Origin of the sequence: Variovorax sp. SG517, from assembly GCF_013376045.1 — a bacterium.
Classification (GTDB): domain Bacteria; phylum Pseudomonadota; class Gammaproteobacteria; order Burkholderiales; family Burkholderiaceae_C; genus Variovorax.
Genome location: NZ_JABMJG010000003.1, coordinates 91,135 through 117,315 on the forward strand (window position 1 = coordinate 91,135; position 26,181 = coordinate 117,315).

Consider the following 26,181-nt stretch of genomic DNA (forward strand, 5'->3'; position numbering starts at 1 on the left):
GCAAGCCGGTTGAACCGTCCTGTAAAGTCAAATGTCCTAAATCAAGGGGTCTGGGGGGCATTTTCATGGCGCACATCGGCGAATCCTGGCTGACTTTCGACAGCTTGACGCAACACGTCGTCAAGGCGATCGATCCGAAGCGCATCCTGGACATCGGCGCGGGGGGCGGCAAATACGGCGCCTTGCTCAAGAACATCGTGCCCGAATGCGAGCTGACCGCGCTGGAGTGCGACGAAATGGCGTTTCCCCAACTGCGCGAGGTCGGCTACCACCAGATTCTCCAGATCACGGCGGACAAGCTCTACGAGCGCAGCGGCGAGCTTTACGACGTGGTGATCCTGGGCGATGTCATCGAGCACATGCTCCATTCGCAGGGCCGTGACCTGCTCGAATTCCTCAACTACCGATCGCGCTATCTCATCATCTCCACGCCGGAGTGCATGCCGATGAGCCGTCCCATCTTCTTCGAAGGCCACAACTCGCTGTGGCGCCCGGACTCCTTCGCCTGGCATGACTACTGGGCACACCAGCAGTGCGGCGTGATGCATTTCTATCTGCTCAGGGGTCACGACAACTGGGCCGGACCCGGCTTGGCCGAGGTGGTGGGCGCAGTCAACGGCGCAGGGATCTTCAACGAGCATTCCAGCGGCCGTAAGGAGCCCGTCAACCTTACGATCCGCGACACGCGCTACAAGGAGACGACCGACGAGCACAATTGCGTGCTGTACCGCCCCTTCTGATGGAGGTTGCCTCATGGCCGAAGAAGCTGCAGAAAAGATCTCCCTTCGCGACATCGACATCGTCATTTCGTACAGGGAGGCGACCGAGGAGCGGCGCGAGAATCTCTACGCCGTGCTGGCGCATCTGGCCTGCACCTATACCGAATACCGGCTGTGGTTGATGGAGGCGGCGCCGGTCCCGCGCTTCGATTGGCAGCGGCTGGGCGATCCCAGGATCCGCCACGTCTTCATTCATCATGAAGGGCCGTTTCCCAAGTCAATGCTCTACAACACCGGCGTCCGGCTGGCGCGCAGCCCTGTGATCTGTTTTCATGATGCCGACTCAATCGCCCAGCCCCAGGCGTTGCGCATGTGCGTCGACGGGCTGCTCGACGGTGATGGAAGCGACGCGATGTGCCCCTACTGGAACGTCATCAACGTCACCGGCGAACTGAAGCAGGGCTTCATGGAAACGCCTGACTACGGCCGGCTCGCCTCGATCGACCCGCAGCGGCTTCCACCGGACGCGGGCATTCTTTACTCGAATGCCAACGGCGGCATCGTGCTGTTCAAGCGCAGCGAGTACATCCGGGTCGGCGGCTACAACGCGCGTCTCGAAGGGTGGGGCGGCGAGGACGATGAACTGCTGCGCCGTGCGGGCAGGATGGGTGTGCGCTGGCACTCCCTTGCCGTGCCGATGTTTCACCTGCATCACGACTCGGGTTCGCGCACGGAGCTGATCGAGAGCATCCGCGACACGGAGAACCTGCGGGCGCCGCAGGCCATCGAGGGCATGTCCCAGGAAGAGGTCGAGGCGCTGGTACGCGAACTGTCCGCCTTCTTCAACTGAGTGGATCAGCGCGGGGCGCCAACCTCGAGCACTTTGGCGCGCCACGCAAAGAACGCGTCGAGCGCAGGGCCCAGCACAGCTGTCTGGCTGTGCGCACTGAAGGCCTCGAAGCCCTGGTGCGCCAGCCGTTGGCGCAGTTGTGGGGCGCTCATGAGCATCACGGCCATGTCAGCCAGGTGATCGCAAGAGACGCCGGCGACGGCTTGTCGCAGCTCCGGATAGAAGATCTCGCTGTCCGCGTAGAGTTCGCACAGCACGGCCTTGCGCTGCCTGAAAAGCATTGCGAGCCTCGGTATCTCGACGATGCGGGAGTTATCGAAGAAGTGCATGTTGAGCACCAGCTTCGCGCGCCGGATCATCAGGTTGCGATGCGTCGTTTCCCACAGCACGTTGTCATTGCAGGCCACGTGCAGCCCCTTTCTTCGCATGGCATCAATGACCTGTGCTCGCCGCTGGTTCAGCGAGCCGAAGAAGAGCACGTCGATGTCCTGCAGGGCTTCGGGCAGCACGTCTTCGACCCGAAGGTTGTCTCCGGATTCTTCTTCATAGCCTAGCGGGACGTGGTGGCCGTTTGGAATTCCCAGCTCGGCGTAGCGGGCCAGATTGTGCTGGCTGTAGTCCCAGACGTAATGGTTTCGCAGCAGCGTCAAGTAGGACTCGTTGAACGCCTGCGAGCCTGCGACGATCTGCTCGAAGTTCAGCACGATGCAGTTGGCGCCCATGCCTTGCAGGGTCTCCGGAGCGAGGTGGTGTGCGAAGCAGACGATGTTGATGGCGTCACGGCGCACGGCGGCGTGCTCGGTGCTGACCTCGTACCCGAGCTTCCTGGCGGCAACGACGAAGGTGGCCACCACGTCGCCGACCATGTGCGGCTCCCCAAGCGAGGTGAAATGCAGAGGTACCGGGCGTTCCATCTTGAGTGCTGCTTGTTTCCGACGGTCGCCGACTACTGCAGGCCCAGGATGTTCCGCTTGTGATAGTAGTCGGAGAGCGCGGCCTTGAGCTCGGTCGCCTTCTGGATCGTCTCCGGCAATGCATCCTTGCCCAGGCCGAAGAAGTAGAGGTCGTGGCTGGTGTGGTCGTAGTAGAACGACCAGACCGAGAACCAGGCGTCGAACGGAATGATCGCCTTGAAGTCATCTTCGACCAGGTTCCGGTAGTAGTTCTGGTTGTTCTGCATGGTCAGCGGCGAATCGGTCGGCGCGTATTCGACCGTGCCGTGCTGCCTCCGCCCCGTGGTGGCGCAGGTCATCACGACGATGCCAGATTCCTTGACCAGCCGGAGCATGTTGAGCCAGGTCTTGCGCCAACCGGGGTTGTGTTCCATGGCCTCGCACGAGATCACGACGTCGAACTCGTTGGCCTTGCCACCGTAGTCCTCGCCGTAGCAGACGAGATCGACACCATTTCCTTCGCCCACGTCCAGTCCGATGTACTCGCACTCCTCGAAGTAGGTTCGAACGGAGCCGTTGATGTCCAAGCTGCCGATCTCGAGGACCTTTCTGCGCTGGAAGAGTTCACCCAGGAATTGCTTGATACCGCCTACGAAGAACAGTTGCTGGGGGTGCGACATGGTGGGCCTTCGGAGCGGAAAGCCGGCAGTTTAGTAGCTGGCCTGGCTGAATTTCGTGGAGCGGTCCCAACTTCCAAGCGTTGTCGGGGAAAAGTTTACAAACTCCCCTGAGGCTGTACCCGGGTCTCGCTGTGGCCCTCAGAGCCCCACAGCCTGGGGCCGCCGGTCTCCATGTGGGTCAGGTAGAGCCGCAGGTCGAACTCGAGCCGGTGGTAGTCCGGCTCCATATGCATGCACAGCGCATAGAAGGCCTTGTCATGCTCGCGTTCCTTCATATGCGCCAGCTCGTGCACGACGATCATCCTCAGCCACGCCAGCGGCACTTCCTTGAACAGGCTCGCCACCCGGATCTCCCGCTTGGCCTTGAGCTTGCCGCCCTGCACGCGCGACACGGTGGTGTGCGTGCCCAGGGCGTTGCGGATCACGTGCAGCTTGTTGTCGAACATCACCTTCGACAGCGGCTCGGCCTTGCGCATGAACTCGCTCTTGAGATCGGTGACGTAGTCGTAGAGCGCGCGATCGGTCTGGATGCCGTGCACGCCGTCGGGATATCGCTGGCCGAGCAGGGCGCCGAGCTTGTCCCCGGCGATCAGCTGGCGGACCTGTTCCAGCAGGGATGCCGGATAACCCGCCAGGTATTTCATCATCAGGCCCCGAGTTGCGCGCTGGCCGCGCAGGCCAGCCCCGTGGCCACGCCGCCGAACAGGTCGCCTTCGACCAGGTTCACGCCCGCGAAGCTCCTGCGCAGTGCGTGCTGGAACGGCCGCAGCGCGGAAGAGCCGCCGGTGAGATAGATCGCGTCGAGGTCGTTGCTGCGCAGGCCCGCGCGCTTGACGCAGGCGTGTGCGCAGGCGATCACGCTTTCCAGCGGCGCGGCCAGCTGCTGCGCCATGTCGTCCGGCGTGAGCGAGGCGACGAGGCCGCGCTCGGCGCAATCCAGGTCGATGGCGGTCGTGGCATCGCTCAGCGACACCTCGATCTTGGCCGCTTCCACCGCGCTCGCGATGCGGTGGCCGTGCCGTTCCTCGAGCACGGCCATCAGCCGGTCGTGCAGGCGCGTGTCAGCGTAGCTGGTGCGCAGATCCTTCGCCTGCCGCAGCGCCTTGGCGGCGTAGAGCCAGTTGATCAGGTGCCAGGACGACAGCTCGAAGAACACCTTGCTCGGCACTTCGCGCCCCTGCGGGCCGTGGTGGCGGAAGCCGAACTGCGGCATCACGCGCTCGAGGTTCAGGCGCTGGTCGAAATCGGTGCCGCCGATGTGCACGCCGCTGGTGGCCAGTACGTCGTCGCTGCGGTCCTCCCGCGCGGCGCGCTCGGGGCCGACGCGCACCACGGTGAAGTCGGAGGTGCCGCCGCCGATGTCGACGATGAGCACGATCGACTCTTTGGCAACGCGCTGTTCGTAGTCGAAGGCGGCCGCGATGGGTTCGAGCTGAAAGGAAATGTCGCGAAAGCCTGCCGCGCGCGCCGCGACGCGCAGGCTTTCTTCCGCGCGCTCGTCGCGCTTGGAATCGTCGTCCACGAAATGGACCGGCCGGCCGATCACTACGCGCTCGGGCACCTGGCCGAGTTCGCGGCTGGCGCGCACCGCCAGCTCGCGCAGGAAGCGCGCGATGATGTCCTCGAAGCTCACGAGGCCGTCGTAGATCGCCGTTTTCTCCTGCATCAGCGCGCTGCCGAGCAGGCTCTTGAGCGAGCGCATCAGCCGGCCTTCGGTCCCCGAGAGGTACTGGCCGATGGCATCGCGGCCGAAGTGCGTCGTGCGGTCTTCGGCGTTGAAGAAGATCGCGGTGGGCAGTGTGGTGGCCGCGCCCTCGATGGGCAGAAGGCGGGCCTCTGTGCCGATCCGGCAGGCGACAGCGGAGTTGGATGTGCCGAAGTCGATGCCGATCGTCGGCAACGACGACGGTGCCTTCACGATCAGGATTCCCTGCGCAGCGCCGGGAACAGGATCACGTCGCGGATGCTCGGCGAATCGGTCAGCAGCATCATCAGCCGGTCGATGCCGATGCCGCAGCCGCCGGTGGGCGGCATGCCGTATTCGAGGGCGCGCACGAAGTCGTGGTCGTAGAACATGGCTTCGTCGTCGCCGCTGTCCTTGGCGGCCACCTGCGCGTTGAAGCGCGCGGCCTGGTCCTCGGCGTCGTTCAGCTCGCTGAAGCCGTTGCCGAACTCGCGGCCGGTGATGTAGAGCTCGAAGCGCTCCGTGACCTCGGGGCGCTCGTCGTTGGCGCGCGCCAGCGGCGAGATCTCGGTCGGGTGCTCCATGATGAAGGTCGGCTGCCAGAGCTTCTCTTCGACGGTTTCCTCGAAGTACAGCACCTGCAGGCTGGCGAGGCTGCGCTGCGAGAGCTTGTCCTTTTCCTCGTTCATGCCGAGCTTGCGCAACGCGGCGATGAGCCAGGCGCTGTCGTCGACGCCCTGCGCCACGCCTTCAGCCTCGGTGTACTTGAGGATCGCCTCGCGGATCGTCAGGCGCTGGAAGGGCTGCGTCAGGTCGACCGGCTTGCCCTGGTAGGTGAGCTGCTGCGTGCCCACGGCCTTGTCGGCGATGGTGCGGATCAGCGTCTCGGTGAAGTCCATCAGGTCGCGGTAGTTCCAGTAGGCCGCGTAGAACTCCATCATCGTGAACTCGGGGTTGTGCCGCACCGAGATGCCCTCGTTGCGGTAGCTCCGGTTGATCTCGAACACGCGCTCGAAGCCGCCGACGATCAGGCGCTTGAGGTACAGCTCGGGCGCGATGCGCAGGAACATCTCCTGGTCGAGCGCGTTGTGGTGCGTCTTGAAGGGCTTGGCGTTGGCACCGCCGGGAATGGGGTGGAGCATGGGCGTCTCGACTTCGAGGAAGCCGTTGCCCACCATGAACTCGCGCAGGGCGCTCACGGCCTTGCTGCGCGCGGTGAAGCGCACGCGCGCCGTCTCGTCGGTGATCAGGTCGACATAGCGCTGGCGGTACTTCTGCTCCTGGTCGGCCATGCCGTGGAACTTGTCGGGCAGGGGGCGCAGGCTCTTGGTGAGCAGGCGCAGCTTCGTGACCTTGACCGACAGCTCGCCGGTCTTGGTCTTCATCAGCGTGCCTTCTGCGCCGAGGATGTCGCCCAGGTCCCAGCGCTTGAACTCGGCATACGCTTCCTCGCCGACAGCGTCGCGCGTCACGTAGAGCTGGATGCGGCTGGTGGCGTCCTGCAGGGTGGCGAAGCTGGCCTTGCCCATCACGCGCTTGAGCATCATGCGGCCGGCCACGCTGACTTCGACGGCCTGCGCCTCCAGCGCGTCGGCCTCGGTGGCGCTGTGCGCCTCGACGAGTGCGGCGGCGCGATGGCCCGGCTTGAAGTCGTTGGGGAACGCGACGCCCTTGCCCTCGGCCTGTGCCGTGCGCAGCAGCTTGAGCTTTTCGCGGCGTTCGGCGATGAGCTGGTTTTCGTCGACGGGGGGCGTGGGAGGCGGGGAGTTCTTTTGATCGGACATGGGAGACGGGTGGCGCGCAACCGGGAGCGTGCGCGGGCCCGGCATTTTAGCCGATCGGGTTCGAATAAAACCCGCCCACAGCGCCCGCCAATCCTGCGGGATAAGCTACAAAAAGGATAGCGATCTATTCAGTGATGCCGGTGCGTGCGAGCAGATCGCTGACCAGCTCCAGCCGCATCAGCGGGCTGTCGAGCTCCATCAGGCGCTGCCGCAGCTCGAGCTGCATCGGCACCAGCTCGCACCAGCGGTTGGCCACCCAGCCGCAATCGTCGAAGCGGTAGGGCTCGGCGATGGGCAGGCGCACCGCCCCGCCTTGGGCGCGCTTGCGCTCCTCCAGCGTGCCGACGAGGCGCTGCAGCGCGGTGGAGGTGTGCCGCAGGTCGTCGGGAATCTCCAGCGCGATGTCGTCGTTCACCGCCTCGACCTCGGCGACCCAGAGGCCGTGCTTCTGCAGCTCGTTGCTGCGGACGCGAAAGCGCTGCGTGCCGACGCATTCGATCTGCAGCAGGCCGCTTTGCGGCGATTCGAACTCGCGGATCACGGCCAGCGTGCCGATAGCTGCAAAGCTCTCGGCATCGGCGCCGGCCTTGCGCACCTCGCTGCCGCTGGTGAGGCTCACCACGCCGAAGGGCGCGTCGGCCTTGCGGCACTTGCCGATCATGTCGAGGTAGCGGACCTCGAAGATGCGCAATGGAAGAAGGCCGCCGGGAAAGAGCACCGTACCGAGCGGAAACAATGGCAGTGAATGCAAAAGGGGTTGTGTCGTCATCGAAGAGCCTTGCGTGGCTATCATCGCATTCCCCTCACGGCCGCGTCTCATGCTCTACCAGATTCCCTCGTTCCTTCTCGACGTGATCGTCGGTCTGCTCGGCGGCGCCTGCCTGCTGCGCCTGTACATGCAGTACCACCGCGTGCCCTTCGGCAACCCGCTCGGGCGCTTCGTGTTCGCCATCACCGACTGGATCGTGCTGCCGCTGCGGCGCATCGTGCCCGGGGTGAAGCGCTGGGACCTGGCCAGCCTGATCGCGGCATGGCTGCTGGTGATGCTGAAGTTCCTGCTGCTGTGGCTGCTGGTCGGCAACCTGGGGCGCATCGCGACCCTGCCGCTGGTGTCGCTGGTGGGGCTGATGCAGCTGGCGGTCTCGGGCCTGACGGCGCTGCTGGTGGTCTATGCGGTGCTGTCGTGGATTCCGAATGCCTCGCCGATGCTGCTCGACCTGATCTCCCGCCTGGCCGAGCCGCTGGTGCGGCCGTTCCGCCGCTTCATTCCGCTGATTGGCGGGGTCGACCTGTCGCCGCTGGCTGCCATCGTCGTGTTGCAGGTGATCGCGATCGTGCTGGGCAATCTGCTGGTTTTTGCTTATCAGCTGACGTTCTGATCTCCTGAATACAAAAAGGGCCCGGATGCATCGCACCCGGGCCCTTTTTGCTTTCGATTGCCGTTCGTTCGGTCAGCTCACCGCATCGGCCGGCTGGCGCAGCAGCATCGCCAGCGTGTTCGCGATCGTCTTGCGCAGCTCGCGGCGGTCGCTGATGAAGTCGATGGCGCCCTTGGTCTGCAGGAACTCGGCGCGCTGGAAGCCCTCGGGCAGCGTCACGCGCACGGTCGATTCGATCACGCGCGGGCCGGCGAAGCCGATCAGCGCCTTGGGCTCGGCGATCACCACGTCGCCCACGAAGGCGAAGCCGGCCGACACGCCGCCCATGGTCGGGTCGGTCAGCACGCTGATGTAGGGCAGGCCCTTCTTCGCCAGGCGCGTGAGCGCGGCGTTGGTCTTGGCCATCTGCATCAGCGAGAGCAGGCCTTCCTGCATGCGCGCGCCGCCGGTGGCGGTGAAGCAGATGAACGGCACCTTCTGTTCGATGGCGGTCTCGACGCCGCGCACGAAGCGCTCGCCGACCACGCTGCCCATGGAGCCGCCCATGAACTCGAACTCGAAGCAGGCCACGACCACGCTGATGCTGTGCACCGAGCCGCCCATGACGACCAGCGCGTCGGTCTCGCCGGTGTTTTCCAGGGCTTCCTTCAGGCGCTCGGGGTACTTGCGGCTGTCCTTGAACTTCAGGGCGTCGACCGGCAGCACTTCCTGGCCGACTTCATAGCGGCCCTCGGCGTCGAGGAACGCGTCGAGCCGCGCGCGGGCGCCGATGCGGTGGTGGTGGCTGCAGCTGGGGCAGACGTTCTGGTTGTGCTCGAGGTCGGTCTTGTACAGAACGGTCTCGCAGGCGGGGCACTTGATCCACAGGCCCTCGGGCACCTGGCGGCGCTCGGACGGGTCGGTTTGGGCGATCTTGGCGGGTAGCAGTTTTTCAAGCCAGCTCATGGGGGCTCCTTGTGTTGGCGGTGATTATCGACCAGCCGCGTTCTTGGCCGTCGCGGCGGGCAGGGCGTCGAGCGCCTCGCGGATGCCCGCGAGGAATTCGCGCACCGCCGGCACGACCTTGTCGCGGGGCTGGTCCTCGATGAGTTGGATGATCTTCGTGCCGATCACGACCGCGTCGGCGGCCGAGCCGATGGCCTGCGCCGTGGCGGCGTCGCGGATGCCGAAGCCCACGCCCACCGGGATGCTCACGTGCTCGCGGATGCGAGGGATCATCCGGCCGACGGCCTCGGTGTCGAGGTGGCCGGCGCCGGTCACGCCCTTGAGCGACACGTAGTAGACGTAGCCGCTCGCGATGCGCGCGACCTGCGCCATGCGCTCGTCGGTGCTGGTGGGGGCCAGCAGGAAGATCAGGTCGATGCCGGCGGCCTTCAGCTCGGCGGCGAAGGCCTCGCATTCCTCGGGTGGATAGTCGACCACCAGCAGCCCGTCGACGCCGGCTGCGGCCGCGTCGCGGATGAAGGACTTCTTTCCGTGCACCAGGTCGTAGCGCTCGACCGGGTTGGCGTAGCCCATCAGCACGACGGGCGTGGTCGTGTCCTTCTGGCGGAAGGCGGCGACGATGGCGAGCACCTGCTTCATGCCCACGCCCAGCGCCAGCGCGGCCTCGCCGGCCTTCTGGATCACCGGGCCGTCGGCCATCGGGTCGGAAAAAGGCACGCCCAGCTCGATCACGTCGGCGCCGGCCTCGACCATGCCGTGCATCAGCTCGGGCGTGATGTCGGCGAAGGGGAAGCCCGCGGTCACGTACGGAATGAGGGCGCGGCGGCCGTCTTTCTTCAGGGCCTCGAAGGTGGCTGCAATGCGGCTCATCACTTGCCTCCCTTCACGCTCAGGCCGCGCATCGAGGGGCGGTCGTAGAAGTCGACGCCCGACAGGTCGGCGACGGTGCCGATGTCCTTGTCGCCGCGGCCGGAGAGGTTCACCAGGATCGACTGGTCGGGGCGCATGGTCTTGGCGAGCTTCAGCGCGTGGGCCACCGCGTGGCTGGATTCGAGCGCGGGGATGATGCCCTCCGTGCGGCACAGGTAGTGGAAGGCATCGAGCGCTTCCTTGTCGGTGACGCCGACGTACTCGGCGCGGCCGATGTCGGCCAGGTACGCGTGCTCGGGGCCCACGCCGGGGTAGTCGAGGCCGGCGCTGATGCTGTGCGTCTCGGTGATCTGGCCGTCCTCGTTCTGCAGCAGGTAGGTGCGGTTGCCATGCAGCACGCCGGGGCTGCCGCGCAGGATCGAGGCCGAGTGCTTGCCGCTGTCCAGCCCTTCGCCTGCGGCCTCGATGCCGATCAGGCGCGTGCCCGCGAACGGGATGTAGGGGTGGAAGATGCCCATGGCGTTGCTGCCGCCGCCCACGCAGGCGATCACCACGTCGGGCTGCTTGCCCTCCGCCTCGCCGGTGATGCCGTCGGCCGCGAGCATGGCCGGCATCTGCTCGATGCACTCGGTGCCGATCACGCTCTGGAAGTCGCGCACCATGGTCGGGTAGGGGTGCGGGCCGGCGACGGTGCCGATGATGTAGAACGTGTTCTCCACGTTGGTGACCCAGTCGCGCATCGCCTCGTTGAGCGCGTCCTTCAGCGTCTTGCTGCCGGATTCGACGGGCACCACGGTCGCGCCGAGCAGGTTCATGCGGTAGACGTTGGGGCTCTGGCGCTTCACGTCCTGGCTGCCCATGTAGACCACGCACTCGAGGCCGTAGCGCGCGCAGATGGTGGCGGTGGCCACGCCGTGCTGGCCGGCGCCGGTCTCGGCGATCACGCGGGGCTTGCCCATGCGCCGCGCGAGCATCGCCTGGCCGATCACGTTGTTGATCTTGTGGGCGCCGGTGTGGTTCAGGTCTTCGCGCTTCAGGTAGATCTGCGCGCCGCCCATTTCGCGGCTGGTGCGTGCCGCGTGATAGATCGGCGAGGGGCGGCCGACGAAGTGCTTGAGCTCGTAGTGGAATTCCGCGAGGAAGGCCGGATCGTCCTTGAACTTCGCGTACGCGTCGCGCAGTTCGTTGATCGCGTGGGTGAGCGTCTCGCTCGCGAAGGTGCCGCCGTAGTTGCCGAAGTGGCCGGTGGCATCGGGTTGCTGGTAGTCCTGGAATTGGCTTTGCATGATTCTCGATCGGTGGGCCGCAGCCCGACAAACGATCGGCTGCGGCGGCTAACTGGAGAAGGACGCGTCGGCAGCCCTGACGGCTGCGACGAATTGCCGGATCTTTCCGGCGTCCTTGAGGCCCTTGTTCCCGGGACCGTCGATTTCGACGCCCGAGCTCACATCAACGGACAGCGACTTGCAGCGCGTCCGCAGGATGCGAATGCCATCGCCCACGCTTGCAGGTGTGAGCCCACCACTCAAGACGAGGTGAGCGTCGACGGCGGGTGGAAGAAGTGACCAATCGAATGCCTTGCCGCCACCGCCATAACCTTCGACATGCGCGTCGAGCAGGATGGCCTGGGCGTGGGAGTAATCGGACGCGTATTTTACGAGGTCGAAGCCGGCCCCGGCATCCCCCAGCGGAATGCGGGCTGCGCGCATGTAGCGGAATCGGCCCGGACCGGCGGCTTCCTCGCACTGCTGCGGCGTCTCTTCACCATGGAATTGCGCGATCGAGCCCTTCACCTGAGCGAGCGATGCTATGACTTTGGGAGCATCCTCATTCACGAACAGCAGGACTGGCGTGATGAACGGCGGCAGGCGGGAGGCCAGTTCGGCCGCCCGGTCGACCGTTACGGCGCGCGGGCTCTTCGGATACAGGACGAAGCCGATGGCGTCCGCACCGGCTTCGACCGCCGCGTCGACGTCGGCTTCACGGGTCAGGCCGCAGATCTTGATGCGGGTGCGGGGCAGGGAGGGCGCGCTCATGGCGGGCCATCATACGTAGCCCTGCCGGCCTGCAGCGTGGCCTCGGCCGGCAGACCCCACTTGGCGTCGTACAACGGGCCCATGAAATACAGGCCGTCCGCCGAGAAGGTGGGCGCCGCCGCATCGCGGCTGCGTGCCTCGAGCACCTGCGAGATCCACTCCGGTCGCTCGTCGCCGCGGCCGACGCGCAGGAGGCTGCCCATCAGGTTGCGGATCATGTGGTGCAGGAAGGCGTCGGCCTCGAACTCGAAATGCCAGCGGCAGCGCTCGCCGTTGCCGACGCGCGTGATCTCGATGCGCCGCAGGTCCTTGACCGGCGAGCGTGCCTGGCAGGCCGAGGCGCGGAACGAGCTGAAGTCGTGCTGCCCGATGAGCAGCGCCGCGGCGGCGCGCATCGCGTCGCCATCGAGCGGATGCATCGACCAGCCGACCCGGCCCGAATCGAGGCTGGGCCGCACGGGCGACTGCGAAAGCACGTAGACGTAGCGACGCGCCAGGGCGCTGGCGCGGCAGTGGAATTCGTCGGGCACCGGATGCGCCCACTGCACCGCGATGTCGTCGGGCAGGAAGCGGTTGGTGCCGCGCATCCAGGAGAAGGGTTCGCGCTGCGCGGTGGTGTCGAAATGCACCACCTGCATGAGGGCGTGGACACCCGCGTCGGTGCGCCCGGCGCACAGCGTCCGGATGGGCTGCGCGGTGAACTTCGCGAGGGCCGCCTCGAGCTTGTCCTGCACCGTGCGGCCGGAGGGCTGGCTCTGCCAGCCGTCGTACGCCTGGCCGTTGTACCGGATGCCGAGCGCCAGCCTCACGAATTCAGGGGACCGAGGAAGAGCGAGCGGCGAAGCTCGTTCAGCGCAGTTCCGCGAGCAGTTGACGGGCTTGCGACTTGAGGTCGCCGGCGCTCTCGGCTTCGACTTCCTCGACCAGCGAGCGGGCGCCTTCGACGTCGCCGATGGCTTGCAGCTCACGAGCCAGCGACAGCTTGACGGCATGCGGGCTGTCGTCGCCTTCGTCATTCTGCGCGGCCGCCGTTGCCGCCGGCTTGGCGGCTTCGACCGGGCGTGCTGCCGGCAGGCCGGCCAGCGCGCTCATGTCGAACTCGATGAAGCCCGAGTCGGCCGGCAGCGCGTTGCGCAGCATGGCGGGGCGGGTGTTGTGCTCCGGATCGCTCAGGCTCAGCGAGCCGGGGAGCGTGTCGGCCGACAGGGCGCCGGGGGCGGTGTCGAAGTCGTTCTCGAGGTCGACGGGCGTTGCGTGGCCGTTCGACAGCGGCGGCGCCGGACGCGCCGTCGTCGGAGCCGGCGCGTAGGCCGACTTCGGCAGGCTGGCGCCGACCGGCGCGTGCTGCACAGCCGGAGCCGCGACCGGAGCGGGCGCCGGCGGCGTGGTCAGGTCGAGGTCGAAGTCCAGCGGTGCGACCGAGGGCACGAAGGCGGGCGGTGCGACGGCCACCGGGGGCGACACCACCGGAGCAGGCGTCGCCGGTGCCGGCTTGGCTGCCGCCGCCAGGGCGCCGGCGAAGGCTGCCGTTTCGGCGGCGCTGGCGCCACCGCTGCCGCCGCTGCGGGGCGAGCCAGATTCGTACAGCGGGTTGCCCGGATCGAGGTCCTTGCCCATGTCGACCACGCGGTTCCAGTCGGAACCCAGGCCGCCGGTCAGCTTGTGCACTTCAGTGGCCAGGCTTTCGTAGGCACGCACGTCGCGGCGCTTGGCGTGGATCTCGAGCAGCTTGAGGTGGATGGCGGTGCGATCGGGGTTCAGGCGCAGCGCCTCGCGCAGGATTTCCTCCGCCTGCAGGTCGCGGCCGTAGGCCAGGTACACGTCGGCCTCGGCGACCGGGTCGACATCGCCCGCGTCGAGCTGGCTCGGCGAGTACGACAGCGACGAGACGGTGGAGTCGCCGCGGTGCTTGGTGTCCACCGATTCGCCACCGCTGGCGCCGAAGAACGAATCCTTCGGGATGCGGCTTTCGAGGAACACGCTTTCGCTCATTTCCTCGCGACGGCGACCCAGCACGCGGTACAGCAGGAAGCCGACCAGCAGCGCGATCAGCGCGGCACCCGCCAGCATCAGCGGGTTGTCCATCAGTTCTTCGAAGAAGGTGGGCTCCGGCGGCGGGGGCGGCGGAGCGGGCTTCTTCACAGCCGGCTTCGGCGCGGCAGCCGCTGCGGCGCTCGCTGCCGCGGCTGCGGGAGTGGCGGTGGCATCGGCGGCCGCAGGCGTGCCGGCGGGTGCGGCCACGGCCTGTGCATCGGCTACAGGAGTGGCTGCTGCTGCAGCGGGAGCTGCCTGCGCCGTGGCTTCGGGCGTCGGGGGAGTGCTGGGCACCGCTGCCGCCGGAGCGGCAGGTGCCGCCGCGGCGGCGGGGGCCGGAGCCGGAGGCGTGACCGGAGCAGCTGCAGCCGGGGCAGGAGCCGGTGCGGGGCTCGCGACCGGAGGCACGACCGTCGCGCTGGTGTTGGGGGCTGGAACCGGAATGCCCGGCGTTGCCGGTGCCGGAGCGGCGGCGGGTGCGGCCGCGGACGAGCCGGTGCCCGTTGCCGCCTTGAGCTTGTTCAGCTCGCTGATGTTCTTCGACAGTTCCGCGACGCGGTTGCTGTTGTCCTGCGCCTGGCGGTTCTGCGCGACCTTCTCGTCGGCGGCGCGGGTGGCTGCGTTGCCCTGCGAGATCGTGAGCTTGTCGGGCGAGTTGGCCGCTGCATTGCGGTCCTCGACGTTGGCCTGCACCTTGCCCGCTGCCTTGCGGCTCGCGGCGGCCACGTTGGTGGTAGGTGCGTTGTCGGCCAGGCGCTGGCGGTAGCTGCCGAAATCGCGGCTTTGTGCGGTGACCGTGCGGCGGGCTTCGGCCGGCGGAACGGCGGATGCTTCGGCAGCGCTCGGCAGGTCGAGCACGGCGCCTGCGCGCATGCGGTTGACGTTGCCGCCGACGAAGGCGTCGGGGTTGGCCATCAGCAGCGCGACCAGCATCTGGTCGAGCGACACGTCGGCGGGTTTGTAGGTGGCGGCGATCTTGCCGGCGGTGTCGCCGCGCTGCACCGTGACCTGTTCACCGCCGCCGGCGCTGCGGGCAGGGGCGGCGGCCGTGACAGGGGCAGGAGCCGCGGCTGCGGGTGCCGTGGAAGGTGCCGGGGCCGTTGCCGCCGGAGCGGCCACCACGGGGGCGCGTTCGCGGCGTGCGCGTGCCGCCGGGGCGGTGCGCTCGGCCGGAGCCGAGATCTGGGGAGAGATTGGGGCAGCCGGTGTAGCAGCCTGGCGCGTGGCCGGCGGATCGAGCAGCACCGTGTAGTCGCGCACGATGCGGCCGGAGGCGCCGTTGGCTTCGAGCAGCAGGTCGACGAACGGATCGTTCAGCGGGCGGCTGCCGCTCAGGCGGACCACGTACTGGCCGCCTGCGCGGCGCTGCAGCGTTGCCTTGACGTCGCTGAGCGCCGAGTTGTAGGGGACACCCGCGTTTCTGAAAGCTTCGGCCGTGGCGATGTTGATCTTCAGGCCATCCGCTTCATTGGCGGCCATTTCGGTCACATCGATCTCGGCCCGCAAGGGCTCGCCCAGAGCCGACTGCACCTTCAGCTGGCCCAGCGTGAATGCGCTGGCATCGGTGCTAGCGAGGCCCATGGCCACGGCTGCCGCCGCGCCAAGAATGGAAAGGCGCCAACCGTTCGACGGCAGAGGCGGGCGAGCGGCCGATGGGCTGGCCGCAGGCAACAGATGTCTTGTCATGCTGATAGGGGGCGGCTCAGGCCCGGAATTTGTAAGAGGACGTTAGCATCATCACTGAGCACTGACAAGGCAATGCGCTTGTTCTACCCAGTGCGCGCATACTTACGCACACATCTTCTGTTGCCATATGGCAACAATTCATGTTTCAAAAGGGCCTGAGCACCCCGCATCAGGCCTCGAGCAGGATGCGCAGCATGCGGCGCAGCGGTTCCGCGGCACCCCACAGCAGCTGGTCGCCGATCGTGAAGGCGCCGACGTATTCCGGGCCCATCGCCAGCTTGCGGATGCGGCCGACCGGGATGTTCATGGTGCCCGTCACGGTCACCGGCGTCAGGTCCTTGACCGTGGCTTCGCGCGTGTTCGGCACGACCTTGGCCCAGGGGTTGTCGGCGGCGATCATCGCCTCGATGTCGGCCAGCGGCACGTTCTTCTTGAGCTTGAAGGTCAGGGCCTGGCTGTGGCAGCGCATCGCGCCGATGCGCACGCAGAAACCGTCGACCGGCACGGCGGCGGTGCCGAAGCCCGCGCCCTGGCCGAGGATCTTGTTGGTCTCGGCGCCGCCCTTCCATTCTTCCTTGGACATGCCCCACTCGGCGTCGTCCTGGCTCTTGCCGATTCCCAGGTCCTTGTCGATCCAGGGGATCAGCGAGCCGCCCAGCGGCGCGCCGAAGTTGGCGGTTTCAGCCGCGCTGAGGGTCTGCTGCTTGTGCAGCACCTTGCGGTCGATCTCGAGGATGGCCGACTTCGGGTCGTCCAGCAGGGCGCGCACTTCGGCGTTGAGGGTGCCGAACTGGGTCAGCAGCTCGCGCATGTGCTGCGCGCCGCCGCCCGAGGCTGCCTGGTAGGTCATGCTGGTCATCCACTCGACCAGGCCGGCCTTGTAGAGGGCGCCCACGCCCATGAGCATGCAGCTCACCGTGCAGTTGCCGCCGATCCAGTTCTTGCCGCCCTTGGCGAGCGCGTTCTCGATCACCGGCAGGTTGACGGGGTCGAGCACGATGATCGCGTCGTCCTTCATGCGCAGGGTGGAGGCGGCGTCGATCCAGTGGCCGTTCCAGCCGGCGGCGCGCAGCTTGGGGAACACCTCGCTGGTGTAGTCGCCGCCCTGGCAGGTGATGACGATGTCGCACTTCTTCAGTGCCTCGATGTCGTTCGCATCCTTCAGCGCGGTTTCGTTCTTGGCCATGGCCGGGGCCTTGCCGCCGGCGTTGGAGGTCGAGAAGAAGACCGGCTCGATGAGACCGAAGTCGCCTTCGGCCTGCATGCGGTCCATCAGGACCGAGCCGACCATGCCGCGCCAGCCTACGAGGCCGACCAGAGGTTGAGATGCGTTCGCCATTTCAGTTTGCCCTTATGAAAAAAAGAAAAGTTGTCTTTTTTGCGCCCGACTCGTCGAGCCGGGGAGGGGCGTGACGAAGCGGGCTGCGGTTAGCCGGTAATCGTCTTTTTGGTGATTGCTGCAACGACCGCGTCGCCCATCTCGCGGGTGCCGACGCGCTTGGTGCCTTCAGACCAGATGTCGCCCGTGCGCAGCCCGGAGGCGAGCACGTCCTTGACCGCCGACTCGATACGGTCGGCAGCTTCGGGCTGGTTGAGGGAGAAACGGAGCATCATGGCAGCGGACAGGATTGTAGCCAAAGGATTGGCAACCCCTTTGCCGGCAATGTCGGGGGCGCTTCCGTGGCTGGGCTCGTACAGGCCCTGGTTGCTCGAATTGAGCGACGCCGAGGGCAGCATGCCGATGGAGCCGGTGAGCATCGCGGCCTCGTCGGAGAGGATGTCGCCGAACATGTTGCCGGTGACCACCACGTCGAATTTCTTGGGCGCCTTTACGAGCTGCATGGCCGCGTTGTCGACCAGCATGTGGTCGAGTTCGACGTCCGGATATTCCTTCGCAACGTCGAGCATCACGTCTTTCCACAGCTGCGAGGTTTCCAGCACGTTGTTCTTGTCCACGCTGGTCACGCGCTTGCTGCGCTTGCGCGCGGCCTCGAAGGCGACGCGCGCGATGCGCTCGATCTCGGGGCGCGAGTAACGCATCGTGTCGAAAGCCTCTTCGGCGCCCGGGAAGTGCCCGTCCGTCGCGACGCGGCGGCCGCGCGGCTGGCCGAAGTAGATGTCGCCGGTCAGCTCGCGGATGATGAGGATGTCCAGGCCCGCGATCAGCTCGGGCTTCAGGCTGGAGGCGCCCACCAGCTCCTCGTAGCAGATGGCCGGGCGGAAGTTCGCGAACAGGCCCAGATTCTTGCGCAGCCCCAGGATGGCCTGCTCGGGCCGAAGCGGCCGGTCGAGCTTGTCGTACTTCCAGTCGCCGACAGCGCCGAAGAGCACCGCGTCGGCTTCCTTGGCGAGCTTGAGCGTCGATTCCGGCAGCGGATGGCCGTGCGCCTCGTAGGCCGCGCCGCCGACCAGCGCCGATTCCGTCTCGAACTTCAGGTCGAGCACGTCGAGCACCTTGACGGCTTCCGCCACGATTTCGGTGCCGATGCCGTCACCCGGGAGAACTGCGATTTTCATAAGTTGGTCTGAGGTTTCTTGAAAACGATATGCGCGCGATCGATCAGGAGATCATCGTATGCGCCAGCCAGGGCTTCTGCGCCAGGCGCTCGGCCTCGAAGGCCTTGATCTTGTCCTTGTGGCGCAGCGTGAGGCCGATGTCGTCCAGCCCGTTGAGCAGGCAGTACTTGCGGAAGGCCTGCACGTCGAACGCGAATTCCTGGCCGTCGGGCTTCACCACCACCTGGCGTTCCAGGTCGATGGTCAGCGTGTAGCCTGGGAAGGCGAAGGTCTCGTCGAACAGCTGGGCGACCTGCGCCTCGGGCAGCACGATCGGCAGCAGGCCGTTCTTGAAGCTGTTGTTGAAGAAGATGTCGGCGTAGCTCGGCGCGATGATCGCGCGGAAGCCGTACTGGTCGAGCGCCCAGGGCGCATGCTCGCGCGACGAGCCGCAGCCGAAGTTCTGGCGCGCCAGCAGGATCGAGGCGCCCGCGTAGCGCGGCTGGTTCAGCACGAAGTCGGGGTTCGGCTTGCGGCTGGCCGGGTCCTGGCCGGGCAGGCCCGGGTCGAGGTAGCGCCACTCGTCGAACAGGTTCACGCCGAAGCCGGTCTTCTTGATCGACTTGAGGAACTGCTTGGGAATGATCGCGTCGGTGTCGACGTTCTCGCGGTCCATCGGGGCCACGAGGCCCTTGTGCACGGTGAATTTCTGCATGTGATGTCTCCAGATCAGGCGAAGGTGCGCACGTCGACGAAGTGGCCGTGCACCGCGGCGGCGGCGGCCATGGCCGGGCTCACGAGGTGGGTGCGGCCGCCGGCGCCCTGGCGGCCTTCGAAGTTGCGGTTGCTGGTGGATGCGCAGCGCTCGCCGGGTTCCAGGCGGTCTGCGTTCATCGCCAGGCACATCGAGCAGCCGGGCTCGCGCCACTCGAAGCCCGCGGCCTTGAAGATCTGGTCGAGCCCTTCGCGCTCGGCCTGTTCCTTCACCACGCCCGAACCGGGCACGACCATCGCGAGCTTCACGTTCTTCGCGACCTTCTGGCCCAGCTTCTTCACGACCGCAGCGGCTTCGCGCATGTCTTCGATGCGGCTGTTGGTGCACGAGCCGATGAACACCTTGTCGATGAAGATGTCGTTCATGGCCTTGTTGGGCTCCAGGCCCATGTAGACCAGCGCGCGCTCGATGGCGCCGCGCTTGCTGGCGTCCTTTTCCTTGTCGGGATCGGGCACGCGGCCGTTGATCTCGACCACCATCTCGGGCGAGGTGCCCCAGGTCACCTGTGGCTGGATCTGCGCCGCGTCGAGCTCGACCACGGCGTCGAACTTCGCGTCCGGGTCGGACTGCAGCGTGCGCCAGTAGGCCACGGCCTGGTCCCATTCCACGCCGGTGGGCGCGAGCGGGCGGCCCTTGACGTAGCTGATGGTCTTCTCGTCGACAGCCACCAGCCCGGCGCGCGCGCCGGCCTCGATGGCCATGTTGCACACCGTCATGCGGCCTTCCATGCTCAGGTCGCGAATGGCCGAGCCGGCGAATTCGATCGTGTAGCCCGTGCCGCCGGCCGTGCCGATCTTGCCGATGATGGCCAGCACGATGTCCTTGGCCGTGCAGCCCAGGGGCAGCTTGCCCTCGACCTTCACGAGCATGTTCTTCGCCTTCTTGCCCAGCAGCGTCTGCGTGGCCATCACGTGCTCGACCTCGCTGGTGCCGATGCCGTGCGCCAGCGCGCCGAAGGCTCCGTGCGTGGAGGTGTGCGAGTCGCCGCACACCACGGTCATGCCCGGCAGCGTCGCGCCCGACTCGGGGCCGATCACGTGCACGATGCCCTGGCGCTTGCTCAGGAAGGGGAAGAACGCGGCCGCGCCGAATTCGGCGATGTTGTGGTCCAGCGTGGTGACCTGCTCCTTGCTGGTCGGGTCGGCGATGCCTTCGTAGCCGCGCTCCCAGCCGGTGGTGGGCGTGTTGTGGTCGGCGGTGGCCACCACGGAGCTGATGCGCCACAGCTTGCGGCCGGCCTCGCGCAGGCCTTCGAATGCCTGCGGGCTGGTCACTTCATGCACCAGGTGGCGGTCGATGTAGAGGATCGCGGTGCCGTCTTCCTCGGTGTGGACGACGTGTTCGTCCCAGATCTTGTCGTAGAGCGTGCGTGCCATGTCGGTCTCTTCTGTCTTTCGTGGGGAAATGGAATTGTCCGTGGTTGCGGCCTAGGCCGCGAGCTGTTCGCCGCCGTCTGCGGCCGCGTGCAGGTGGTTCACCAGCGAGCGCGCCGCGACGGGCAGGGTGGAGAAATCACGTGCCACCAGCCTGATCTCGCGCGCGGCCCAGGCGTCGTTGAGCGCGATGCTCACCAGGCCGTGGCCGATGCCGTTGCGCATGAGCTCGAAGGCGCGCTGCGGCATCACGCCGATGCCCAGGCCGTTCTCGATCATCCGGCACATGGCATCGAGCCCCGTGACGTGGATGCGCAGCTTGATGCTGCGGCCCGCGTTCAGCGCGGCCTCGTGCATCGCGACGTAGATGGAACTGTTGGTGTGCAGGCCGACGTGGTCGAAGTCGAGCGAGTCGATGAAGTCGATGCTTCCCTCGGCCGCCAGCGCGTGGCCCGTGGGCACGATCAGCGCGAGCCGGTCGTGCCTATAAGAAAGGCTCTGAAGCTCGCCCGCGCCGCCGGCCACGTGGCACACGCCCAGGTCGGCCGCACCTTCCTGCACCGCCCGGATCACCTCGCTGCTGAGGTGCTCCTCGAGGTCGATCTTGATGGCCTCGTGGGCGCGCGTGAACACGCCCAGGTCTTCCGGCAGGAACTGCACGATCGCCGAGATGTTGGCGTGCACCCGCACGTGGCCGCGCACGCCGTCGGCGTATTCGCTGAGCTCGCCCTGCATCTTCTCGAGGCTGTAGAGCACCGAGCGCGCGTGGTGCAGCAGGCTTTCGCCGGCGGGCGTGAGGTCGACGCCGCGCGCATGGCGGTACAGCAGGGTGGTGCCGAGCGTGGCCTCGAGGTCCGACAGCCGCTTGCTGATGGCCGATGCCGCGATGAATTCGCGCTCCGCCGCGCGCCCGATGCTGCCCAGCTCGCACACGGCAACGAACAGCTGCAGCGACGTGAGGTCGATGCGGCGGGCGAAGTTGCGTTCGGAGGTGCTCATGGGGCTGCGAGGAGTCATCGTGTTTTGCGATGAGATCGCTATTTTCCCCTTGTTTTTACGCCGCATCCATCGCGATGCGCGATGGCCTCGTTGCCGGGTGGCGACGGGACGCCTGCCCGGAGGGCTTCTGCGGCCTACCGCGCGAAGGCCATCGCGTCGCCGGAGGCTTCCGCAGCAGCGCCCGGCCTGGTCTGCGTTCTCCAGGTTTCGAGCGGCAGCTTCCACAAGGGCGGCATCTGCGAGAACGGCGGCACGGTGTGGACGAGCTTGGCCAGGGCCAGCCGGCTGTCGGTGCCGATCTTGCTGAAGATCGCCTTCAGGTGCGCCTTGACGGTGTCCTGGCTGACGCTCATGGCGCTGGCGATGGCCTCGTTCGAGCGGCCCTCCGCGATCCACACGGCCACCTCGACCTGGCGCTGCGTCAGTTCCGGGAAGGCGTAGCGCAGACGGTCGGCTGCGGGGAGCTTGCCGACGGTGCGCTGCTGCGCCTGGCGGTAGGCCCGCAGCACGTGCCCCCGATAGATCTGCAGCCGGTCGCGTTCGGCGTCGCTGTATGCGGGTCGCCCGACGACGCGGTGCGCGCTCAGGTCCAGCGAGTACTCGCCGTGCAGCATCAGCACACCCATGATGCGGTGGGCGCCCGACGGCAGGAACACCTCGCGGGCCATGGGCAGCGCCATGAATTCCTCGTCGGTGAAGACGTCCGATTCGCGCACCGCACGCTCGCCGAAGAAGGCCGGGTCCTTCTGCCAGAACGGATGGCTGGCGGCATGGCGCGCATAGGCCTGGAACGCCGTGGCGCGGCGAGCCGGATCGTCCTCGACCGACAGCAGCGCGCGCATCTCGCCGCTGCGATGGTGCACCTCGGTCCAGGCGACTACGTCGGAGTCCGTCAGGCGGACCACGCTTTCGAAGAGCAGGGGCGGAAGGGTCAGCAGGTCGGGCTCGGCCTCGTAGAGGCGAACTATTTCCTGCAGCAGGATCGGGTCGGTGTTCATGACTACTCTTTCGGGTAATTGAAGCGTCCTGTTGCAAATCTTACAGTGGCGCCTCGATGTCTCCGGAATGCGGGTATTGCCAGCGCGGGCGGTACTTTCATCGAGCGGCGTTCCGCGAGACGCGGCTGCGGCCATGCAGCCGGATTCAACAGAACAAATACGGGACCAACAGGATGAATCGCACTTTCAGGGTCGTCTGGAACAGGCGGCTGGGCGTCTGGCAGGCCGTGTCGGAACTGGCCGTGTCGGCCGTCAGGGGCTCGGCAGTGGGCGCAAGCTCCAGTGCCCGGCGACGCATCGCAGTGGGCGCGGTGCTGGCGCTTTCGCTGGCCGCGCCGTTCGCGCACGCGGCCGACGTGCTCCTCATAGGCGCCGGCGGCGCGGGAGGCGGTGACGGCGGCAACGGCAGCATCCGCGGCGGCGGTGGCGGGGCAGACTTTTACCTGCCGGGCTCTGGCGGTGCCGGCTTCGTTCCCGCTCCGACGCAGACTCTTTCCAGCCCGGCCAGCGGCAGCAGCCTCCTGCCGACCTATGAATACGTCGGGATCGGCGGCGGTGGTGGCGGCGGGGACGGTGGCAACCTCGGCACCGGCACGGTCGGCATCGATGGAAGCGCCGGGGGAGCTGGGGAACTCACCCTCAGTGGCACGGCCCTGACAGTCAGCAACACGCTGCTGATCGGCGGCGCCGGCGGCGGCGGCGGTTCCGGCGGAGCCCCCTTTCTCCGAGGCGGCAACGGCGGCACGGGCGGCACCGGGACGCTCACTGCCACCGGCGGGGCGACCATCACGGTCGGCACACAGCTCTATCTCGGCGGCCTGGGCGGCACGGGGGGCAACTGCGGCTGTGCCGGCAACGGCGGGGCGGGCGGCACGGGCGTCCTCAACCTGGGCGATGGCAGCACGCTGAACCTGGCGGGCGCCGCCTTCACCATCAACGGAGGCGGCACGCTCAATATCGGCAATGCCACGGCCAACGGCACGACTGCAGGCATCGTCACCGGGCTGGCCGGCAGCATCAACAACGCGGGCAGGATCAACTTCAACCAGTCCGATGCCACCTACACCTTCGCCACGGCCATCTCGGGAACCGGCACGGTGGTTCAGAACGGCAGCGGCATCACGTTCCTGACCGGCGCAAATGCCTACTCGGGCGGCACGACCGTCAATGCCGGGCTGATCAACTTCAGCAACGGCGCCAACCTCGGCACCGGCAACATCACGCTGAACGGCGGCGGCCTGCAATGGGCGGCGGCGAACACCACGGACATTTCCGGCCGGCTGAATGCGCTGGGCGCGAACGGCGGCACCTTCGACACCAACGGCAACAACGTGACGCTGGCCAGCGCCATCAGCGGCGCGGGCGGCCTGACGAAGACCGGCGGTGGATCGCTGGTGCTCTCGGCGAGCAATGCCTACTCCGGGGGAACCCGTATCGATGGCGGCAGACTGAGTGCAGCCGTCAACGGCGCCTTGGGCAGTGGGCCGGTTACCGTGAACGCATCACTTGAATTCCAAAGTGGGGTTGATGCGGGCGCGCTGTCCATCACGAATCAGAATGGTTACACGACCTTTCTCGGTGCGAGCACGGCAGGCAGTGCCACCATCACGAACTACAACGCAAGCGGCACCGACTTCTACGGCACGAGCCAGGGTGCCAACGCCACGATCACGAACAACGACGCATCGTTCACCAATTTCCGGGAGAACACTTCGGCGGGCAATGCGCGCATCAAGAACAGCACGGGCACCACCTTCTTCTACCAGAGCAGCAGTGCTGGCCATGCGGTCATTGACAACGACATCGGAGCCGCGTACTTCACCAATGACAGCAGCGCTGGATCGGCCACGATCATCAACCGCAATGGCGGTGCGAGCTTTTTTGTAGGCAACAGCACGGCCGATGGTGCGACCCTGGTGAACCAGGCCAACGGCCGGGTCGACATCTCGGCCCACAGCGGCGGCATCGGCATAGGCTCGCTGTCCGGTCAAGGGCAACTCCTGCTGGGGGCCAACTTCGCCACGCTCGGCGCGCTGGGTACCGACATGCAGTTCGATGGCATCGTCAGCGACGGTGGCACCAACGGCGGAGCCGGTGGTGGGCTGATCAAGACCGGCGCAGGCGTGCTGACGCTTACGGGCGCGAACACATTCACCGGTGGCACCGCACTGCGCCAGGGGCGCCTGAACCTCGGCAACAGCCAGGCGCTGGGCACCGGCACGCTGTCGATGGACGACGACACGACGCTGGGCTTCAGCGCCGACGGGCTGACGATCGCCAATGCGATCCAGCTCACGGGCAGCACCGATCCGGTCATCGACACCGGCGCCTTCAACGCGACCCTGAGCGGCGCGATCAGCGGCGGCGGCTTCATCACGAAGGAGGGCTCGGGCACGCTGACGCTGTCCGGCGCCAACGTGTACACCGGCGCCACCAACGTCGCGCAGGGCACGCTCAAGGCGGGCGCCGCCAACACCTTCAGCGCGGCATCCGCCTACAGCGTGGCCGCGGGCGCCGCGCTGGACCTTGCGGGCTTCAGCCAGACGGTCGCTTCGCTCGCCAACAGCGGCACCGTCTCGCTCGCGGGCGCGGCCGCAGGCACCGCGCTCACGGTGACGGGCGCGTACGTCGGCAACAACGGCGTGCTCAGGCTCGGCACCGCGCTCAACGGCACGGGACCTTCGGATCGGCTGGTGCTCGACGGCGCCGCCGCGTCCGCCAGTGGCAAGACCACAGTTCAGGTCACCAACCTCGGCGGCCTGGGCGCGCTCACCAGCGGCAACGGCATCGAGGTGGTCACCGCGAAGAACGGCGCCACCACCACGGCCCAGACCACCAAGGACGCCTTCAGCCTGGCCAACGGCCATGTGGATGCCGGCGCCTACGAGTACCGCCTGTACGCCGCGGACGCGAGCGGCGCGGGCGAGAACTGGTACCTGCGTTCGAGCACTACCGCATCACCCGCGCCTCCCACACCCACCACGCCTGCCACGCCGGTGATCACCTACCGCGCCGAGGCCTCGCTCTATTCCGCGCTCTCCGGCCAGCTGCGCCAGGGCAACCTCGCGATGCTCGGCGACCTGCGCAAGCGCGTGGGCGACGACGACGTGAAGGGCACCGCGACCACCTCGACCAACGCTGTCGGCTCCGATCGCCGCGCCTGGGCCCGCGTGCTCTCCGCCGACATCGACATCCAGCAGGGCGGCGTGGTATCGCCATCTAGCAAGGGCCGCCTCACCGGCTTCCAGGCTGGCACCGACCTGCTGGCCACGCCCAACTGGCGCGCAGGCCTCTACGTCGGCCAGCTCGACGGCGACGCCAGCGTGCGCGGCTTCGCCAGCGGCATCCAGAACCTGTCCGTGGGCCGCAACGACCTGCGCAGCCAGTACCTGGGCGTGTACGGCACTTACACCAACGACAGCGGCTTCTACGCCGACGCGGTGGTGCAGTCGGGCCGCCACCGCTACACCGTCGAGCCGCTGGCGAGCCAGGGCATGAGCGGCAAGGGCAACAGCCTGCTGGGGTCCATCGAGGTGGGCCAGTCCTTCGCGCTGGGCGGCAGCGGCTGGCGCATCGAGCCGCAGCTGCAGCTGATCCACCAGCACATGGACCTGGGCAACTCCGCCATCCTCGGCGCCATCGTCCAGCCGCAGGCCGACAGCGGCTGGATCGCGCGCGCGGGCGTGCGGGTCAAGGGCGAGATCGCCACGGGGCTCGGCACGCTGCAGCCATACGGCCGCTTCAACGTCTACCGGACATCGAGCGGCGCGGACATCGCGCGCTTCGTGAACGGCGTCACCACCACCGACATCGCGGCGCCGACGGGCGGCACGAGCACCGAACTCGCGGGCGGCTTCACGCTCGCGCTGGGCCCGTCGACCAGCCTCTACGGCGAAATCGGCAAGCTCTGGGCGAGCGGCGGCGACGCCAGGGTGAAGAGTTCGATCAACGGGTCGATCGGCGTGCGCGTGAAGTGGTGA

Annotated in this window: 22 protein-coding genes; 4 read left to right on the forward strand and 18 right to left on the reverse strand. The window is 67.1% G+C overall.

Annotated features, from left to right (window positions below):
* The first annotated feature begins 65 nt into the window (after positions 1–65).
* Positions 66–740: a class I SAM-dependent methyltransferase gene (locus tag FHT32_RS09895; RefSeq protein WP_176664463.1), complete on the forward strand. Its 675-nt coding sequence runs from the start codon at positions 66–68 to the stop codon at positions 738–740.
* Positions 741–753: 13 nt separating this feature from the next.
* The gene (locus tag FHT32_RS09900) at positions 754–1,569 is read left to right on the forward strand and encodes a glycosyltransferase family 2 protein (RefSeq protein WP_176664464.1); all 816 of its coding nucleotides are present in this window, start codon (positions 754–756) and stop codon (positions 1,567–1,569) included.
* A 5-nt stretch (positions 1,570–1,574) separates the two neighbouring features.
* Here FHT32_RS09900 and FHT32_RS09905 read toward each other — a convergent pair whose 3' ends face one another.
* The 6 genes from FHT32_RS09905 to FHT32_RS09930 all read right to left on the reverse strand — a co-directional run bounded on the left by FHT32_RS09905 (position 1,575) and on the right by FHT32_RS09930 (position 7,379).
* Positions 1,575–2,483: a hypothetical protein gene (locus FHT32_RS09905; protein ID WP_176664465.1), complete on the reverse strand. Its 909-nt coding sequence runs from the start codon at positions 2,481–2,483 to the stop codon at positions 1,575–1,577.
* 32 nt (positions 2,484–2,515) lie between these two features.
* Positions 2,516–3,142 (reverse strand): class I SAM-dependent methyltransferase, encoded by a 627-nt coding sequence (locus tag FHT32_RS09910; protein ID WP_176664466.1) that lies wholly within the window; start codon positions 3,140–3,142, stop codon positions 2,516–2,518.
* A gap of 95 nt (positions 3,143–3,237) precedes the next feature.
* Entirely contained in the window at positions 3,238–3,786 is a 549-nt protein-coding gene (locus FHT32_RS09915) for a YgjP-like metallopeptidase domain-containing protein (protein WP_176664970.1), read from the reverse strand.
* A 2-nt stretch (positions 3,787–3,788) separates the two neighbouring features.
* Positions 3,789–5,060 (reverse strand): Hsp70 family protein, encoded by a 1,272-nt coding sequence (locus tag FHT32_RS09920; RefSeq protein WP_176664467.1) that lies wholly within the window; start codon positions 5,058–5,060, stop codon positions 3,789–3,791.
* Between the two features lie 2 nt (positions 5,061–5,062).
* The gene (gene lysS / locus FHT32_RS09925) at positions 5,063–6,610 is read right to left on the reverse strand and encodes a lysine--tRNA ligase (RefSeq protein ID WP_176664468.1); all 1,548 of its coding nucleotides are present in this window, start codon (positions 6,608–6,610) and stop codon (positions 5,063–5,065) included.
* 124 nt (positions 6,611–6,734) lie between these two features.
* Positions 6,735–7,379 carry an LON peptidase substrate-binding domain-containing protein gene (locus tag FHT32_RS09930; RefSeq protein WP_256098956.1) on the reverse strand — a complete coding sequence of 215 codons (645 nt, stop codon included), beginning with the start codon at positions 7,377–7,379 and terminating at the stop codon, positions 6,735–6,737.
* Between the two features lie 49 nt (positions 7,380–7,428).
* Here FHT32_RS09930 and FHT32_RS09935 point away from each other — a divergent pair, with 49 nt between their 5' ends.
* Complete coding sequence (locus FHT32_RS09935; protein WP_176664470.1) at positions 7,429–7,989, forward strand: YggT family protein; 561 nt, start codon at positions 7,429–7,431, stop codon at positions 7,987–7,989.
* 72 nt (positions 7,990–8,061) lie between these two features.
* Here FHT32_RS09935 and accD read toward each other — a convergent pair whose 3' ends face one another.
* The 12 genes from accD to FHT32_RS09995 all read right to left on the reverse strand — a co-directional run bounded on the left by accD (position 8,062) and on the right by FHT32_RS09995 (position 22,201).
* Positions 8,062–8,934 (reverse strand): acetyl-CoA carboxylase, carboxyltransferase subunit beta, encoded by an 873-nt coding sequence (accD, locus tag FHT32_RS09940; RefSeq protein WP_019654097.1) that lies wholly within the window; start codon positions 8,932–8,934, stop codon positions 8,062–8,064.
* Positions 8,935–8,958: 24 nt separating this feature from the next.
* A complete protein-coding gene (gene trpA, locus FHT32_RS09945; RefSeq protein WP_176664471.1) occupies positions 8,959–9,804 on the reverse strand; it encodes a tryptophan synthase subunit alpha in 846 nt (281 codons plus the stop codon).
* Positions 9,804–11,090, reverse strand: a complete 1,287-nt coding sequence (gene trpB / locus FHT32_RS09950) for a tryptophan synthase subunit beta (protein WP_176664472.1) — start codon at positions 11,088–11,090, stop codon at positions 9,804–9,806. The genes trpA and trpB overlap by 1 nt, the downstream gene beginning before the upstream one ends.
* Before the next feature lie 48 nt (positions 11,091–11,138).
* Positions 11,139–11,840 carry a phosphoribosylanthranilate isomerase gene (locus FHT32_RS09955; protein WP_176664473.1) on the reverse strand — a complete coding sequence of 234 codons (702 nt, stop codon included), beginning with the start codon at positions 11,838–11,840 and terminating at the stop codon, positions 11,139–11,141.
* The gene (gene truA / locus FHT32_RS09960; protein ID WP_176664474.1) at positions 11,837–12,649 is read right to left on the reverse strand and encodes a tRNA pseudouridine(38-40) synthase TruA; all 813 of its coding nucleotides are present in this window, start codon (positions 12,647–12,649) and stop codon (positions 11,837–11,839) included. Before truA ends, FHT32_RS09955 begins: the two co-directional genes overlap by 4 nt.
* Before the next feature lie 40 nt (positions 12,650–12,689).
* Positions 12,690–15,560, reverse strand: a complete 2,871-nt coding sequence (locus FHT32_RS09965) for a FimV/HubP family polar landmark protein (protein WP_176664475.1) — start codon at positions 15,558–15,560, stop codon at positions 12,690–12,692.
* Positions 15,561–15,729: 169 nt separating this feature from the next.
* Complete coding sequence (gene asd, locus FHT32_RS09970) at positions 15,730–16,899, reverse strand: aspartate-semialdehyde dehydrogenase (RefSeq protein WP_176664476.1); 1,170 nt, start codon at positions 16,897–16,899, stop codon at positions 15,730–15,732.
* A gap of 89 nt (positions 16,900–16,988) precedes the next feature.
* A complete protein-coding gene (gene leuB, locus FHT32_RS09975; RefSeq protein WP_176664477.1) occupies positions 16,989–18,077 on the reverse strand; it encodes a 3-isopropylmalate dehydrogenase in 1,089 nt (362 codons plus the stop codon).
* A 43-nt stretch (positions 18,078–18,120) separates the two neighbouring features.
* Entirely contained in the window at positions 18,121–18,771 is a 651-nt protein-coding gene (gene leuD / locus FHT32_RS09980) for a 3-isopropylmalate dehydratase small subunit (protein ID WP_176664478.1), read from the reverse strand.
* A gap of 14 nt (positions 18,772–18,785) precedes the next feature.
* On the reverse strand, positions 18,786–20,207 hold the full coding sequence (gene leuC, locus FHT32_RS09985; RefSeq protein ID WP_176664479.1) for a 3-isopropylmalate dehydratase large subunit: 1,422 nt from the start codon (positions 20,205–20,207) through the stop codon (positions 18,786–18,788).
* Positions 20,208–20,258: 51 nt separating this feature from the next.
* On the reverse strand, positions 20,259–21,203 hold the full coding sequence (locus FHT32_RS09990; RefSeq protein ID WP_176664480.1) for a LysR substrate-binding domain-containing protein: 945 nt from the start codon (positions 21,201–21,203) through the stop codon (positions 20,259–20,261).
* 134 nt (positions 21,204–21,337) lie between these two features.
* Positions 21,338–22,201, reverse strand: coding sequence for a helix-turn-helix transcriptional regulator (locus tag FHT32_RS09995; RefSeq protein ID WP_176664481.1), 864 nt, complete (start codon positions 22,199–22,201; stop codon positions 21,338–21,340).
* Positions 22,202–22,374: 173 nt separating this feature from the next.
* On the opposite strand from FHT32_RS09995, the gene FHT32_RS10000 reads away from it, so the two are divergent.
* Positions 22,375–26,181, forward strand: coding sequence for an autotransporter outer membrane beta-barrel domain-containing protein (locus tag FHT32_RS10000; protein ID WP_176664482.1), 3,807 nt, complete (start codon positions 22,375–22,377; stop codon positions 26,179–26,181).

Excerpts from the sequence above, each read along its gene's own strand:
- FHT32_RS09895 (WP_176664463.1), top strand. The coding sequence starts at position 66 with ATGGCGCACATCGGCGAATCCTGGCTGACTTTCGACAGCTTGACGCAA.
- FHT32_RS09900 (WP_176664464.1), top strand. The coding sequence starts at position 754 with ATGGCCGAAGAAGCTGCAGAAAAGATCTCCCTTCGCGACATCGACATC.
- FHT32_RS09905 (WP_176664465.1), bottom strand. The coding sequence starts at position 2,483 with ATGGAACGCCCGGTACCTCTGCATTTCACCTCGCTTGGGGAGCCGCAC.
- FHT32_RS09910 (WP_176664466.1), bottom strand. The coding sequence starts at position 3,142 with ATGTCGCACCCCCAGCAACTGTTCTTCGTAGGCGGTATCAAGCAATTC.
- FHT32_RS09915 (WP_176664970.1), bottom strand. The coding sequence starts at position 3,786 with ATGAAATACCTGGCGGGTTATCCGGCATCCCTGCTGGAACAGGTCCGC.
- lysS (WP_176664468.1), bottom strand. The coding sequence starts at position 6,610 with ATGTCCGATCAAAAGAACTCCCCGCCTCCCACGCCCCCCGTCGACGAA.
- FHT32_RS09930 (WP_256098956.1), bottom strand. The coding sequence starts at position 7,379 with ATGACGACACAACCCCTTTTGCATTCACTGCCATTGTTTCCGCTCGGT.
- FHT32_RS09935 (WP_176664470.1), top strand. The coding sequence starts at position 7,429 with ATGCTCTACCAGATTCCCTCGTTCCTTCTCGACGTGATCGTCGGTCTG.
- accD (WP_019654097.1), bottom strand. The coding sequence starts at position 8,934 with ATGAGCTGGCTTGAAAAACTGCTACCCGCCAAGATCGCCCAAACCGAC.
- trpA (WP_176664471.1), bottom strand. The coding sequence starts at position 9,804 with ATGAGCCGCATTGCAGCCACCTTCGAGGCCCTGAAGAAAGACGGCCGC.
- trpB (WP_176664472.1), bottom strand. The coding sequence starts at position 11,090 with ATGCAAAGCCAATTCCAGGACTACCAGCAACCCGATGCCACCGGCCAC.
- FHT32_RS09955 (WP_176664473.1), bottom strand. The coding sequence starts at position 11,840 with ATGAGCGCGCCCTCCCTGCCCCGCACCCGCATCAAGATCTGCGGCCTG.
- FHT32_RS09965 (WP_176664475.1), bottom strand. The coding sequence starts at position 15,560 with ATGACAAGACATCTGTTGCCTGCGGCCAGCCCATCGGCCGCTCGCCCG.
- asd (WP_176664476.1), bottom strand. The coding sequence starts at position 16,899 with ATGGCGAACGCATCTCAACCTCTGGTCGGCCTCGTAGGCTGGCGCGGC.
- leuB (WP_176664477.1), bottom strand. The coding sequence starts at position 18,077 with ATGAAAATCGCAGTTCTCCCGGGTGACGGCATCGGCACCGAAATCGTG.
- leuD (WP_176664478.1), bottom strand. The coding sequence starts at position 18,771 with ATGCAGAAATTCACCGTGCACAAGGGCCTCGTGGCCCCGATGGACCGC.
- leuC (WP_176664479.1), bottom strand. The coding sequence starts at position 20,207 with ATGGCACGCACGCTCTACGACAAGATCTGGGACGAACACGTCGTCCAC.
- FHT32_RS09990 (WP_176664480.1), bottom strand. The coding sequence starts at position 21,203 with ATGAGCACCTCCGAACGCAACTTCGCCCGCCGCATCGACCTCACGTCG.
- FHT32_RS09995 (WP_176664481.1), bottom strand. The coding sequence starts at position 22,201 with ATGAACACCGACCCGATCCTGCTGCAGGAAATAGTTCGCCTCTACGAG.
- FHT32_RS10000 (WP_176664482.1), top strand. The coding sequence starts at position 22,375 with ATGAATCGCACTTTCAGGGTCGTCTGGAACAGGCGGCTGGGCGTCTGG.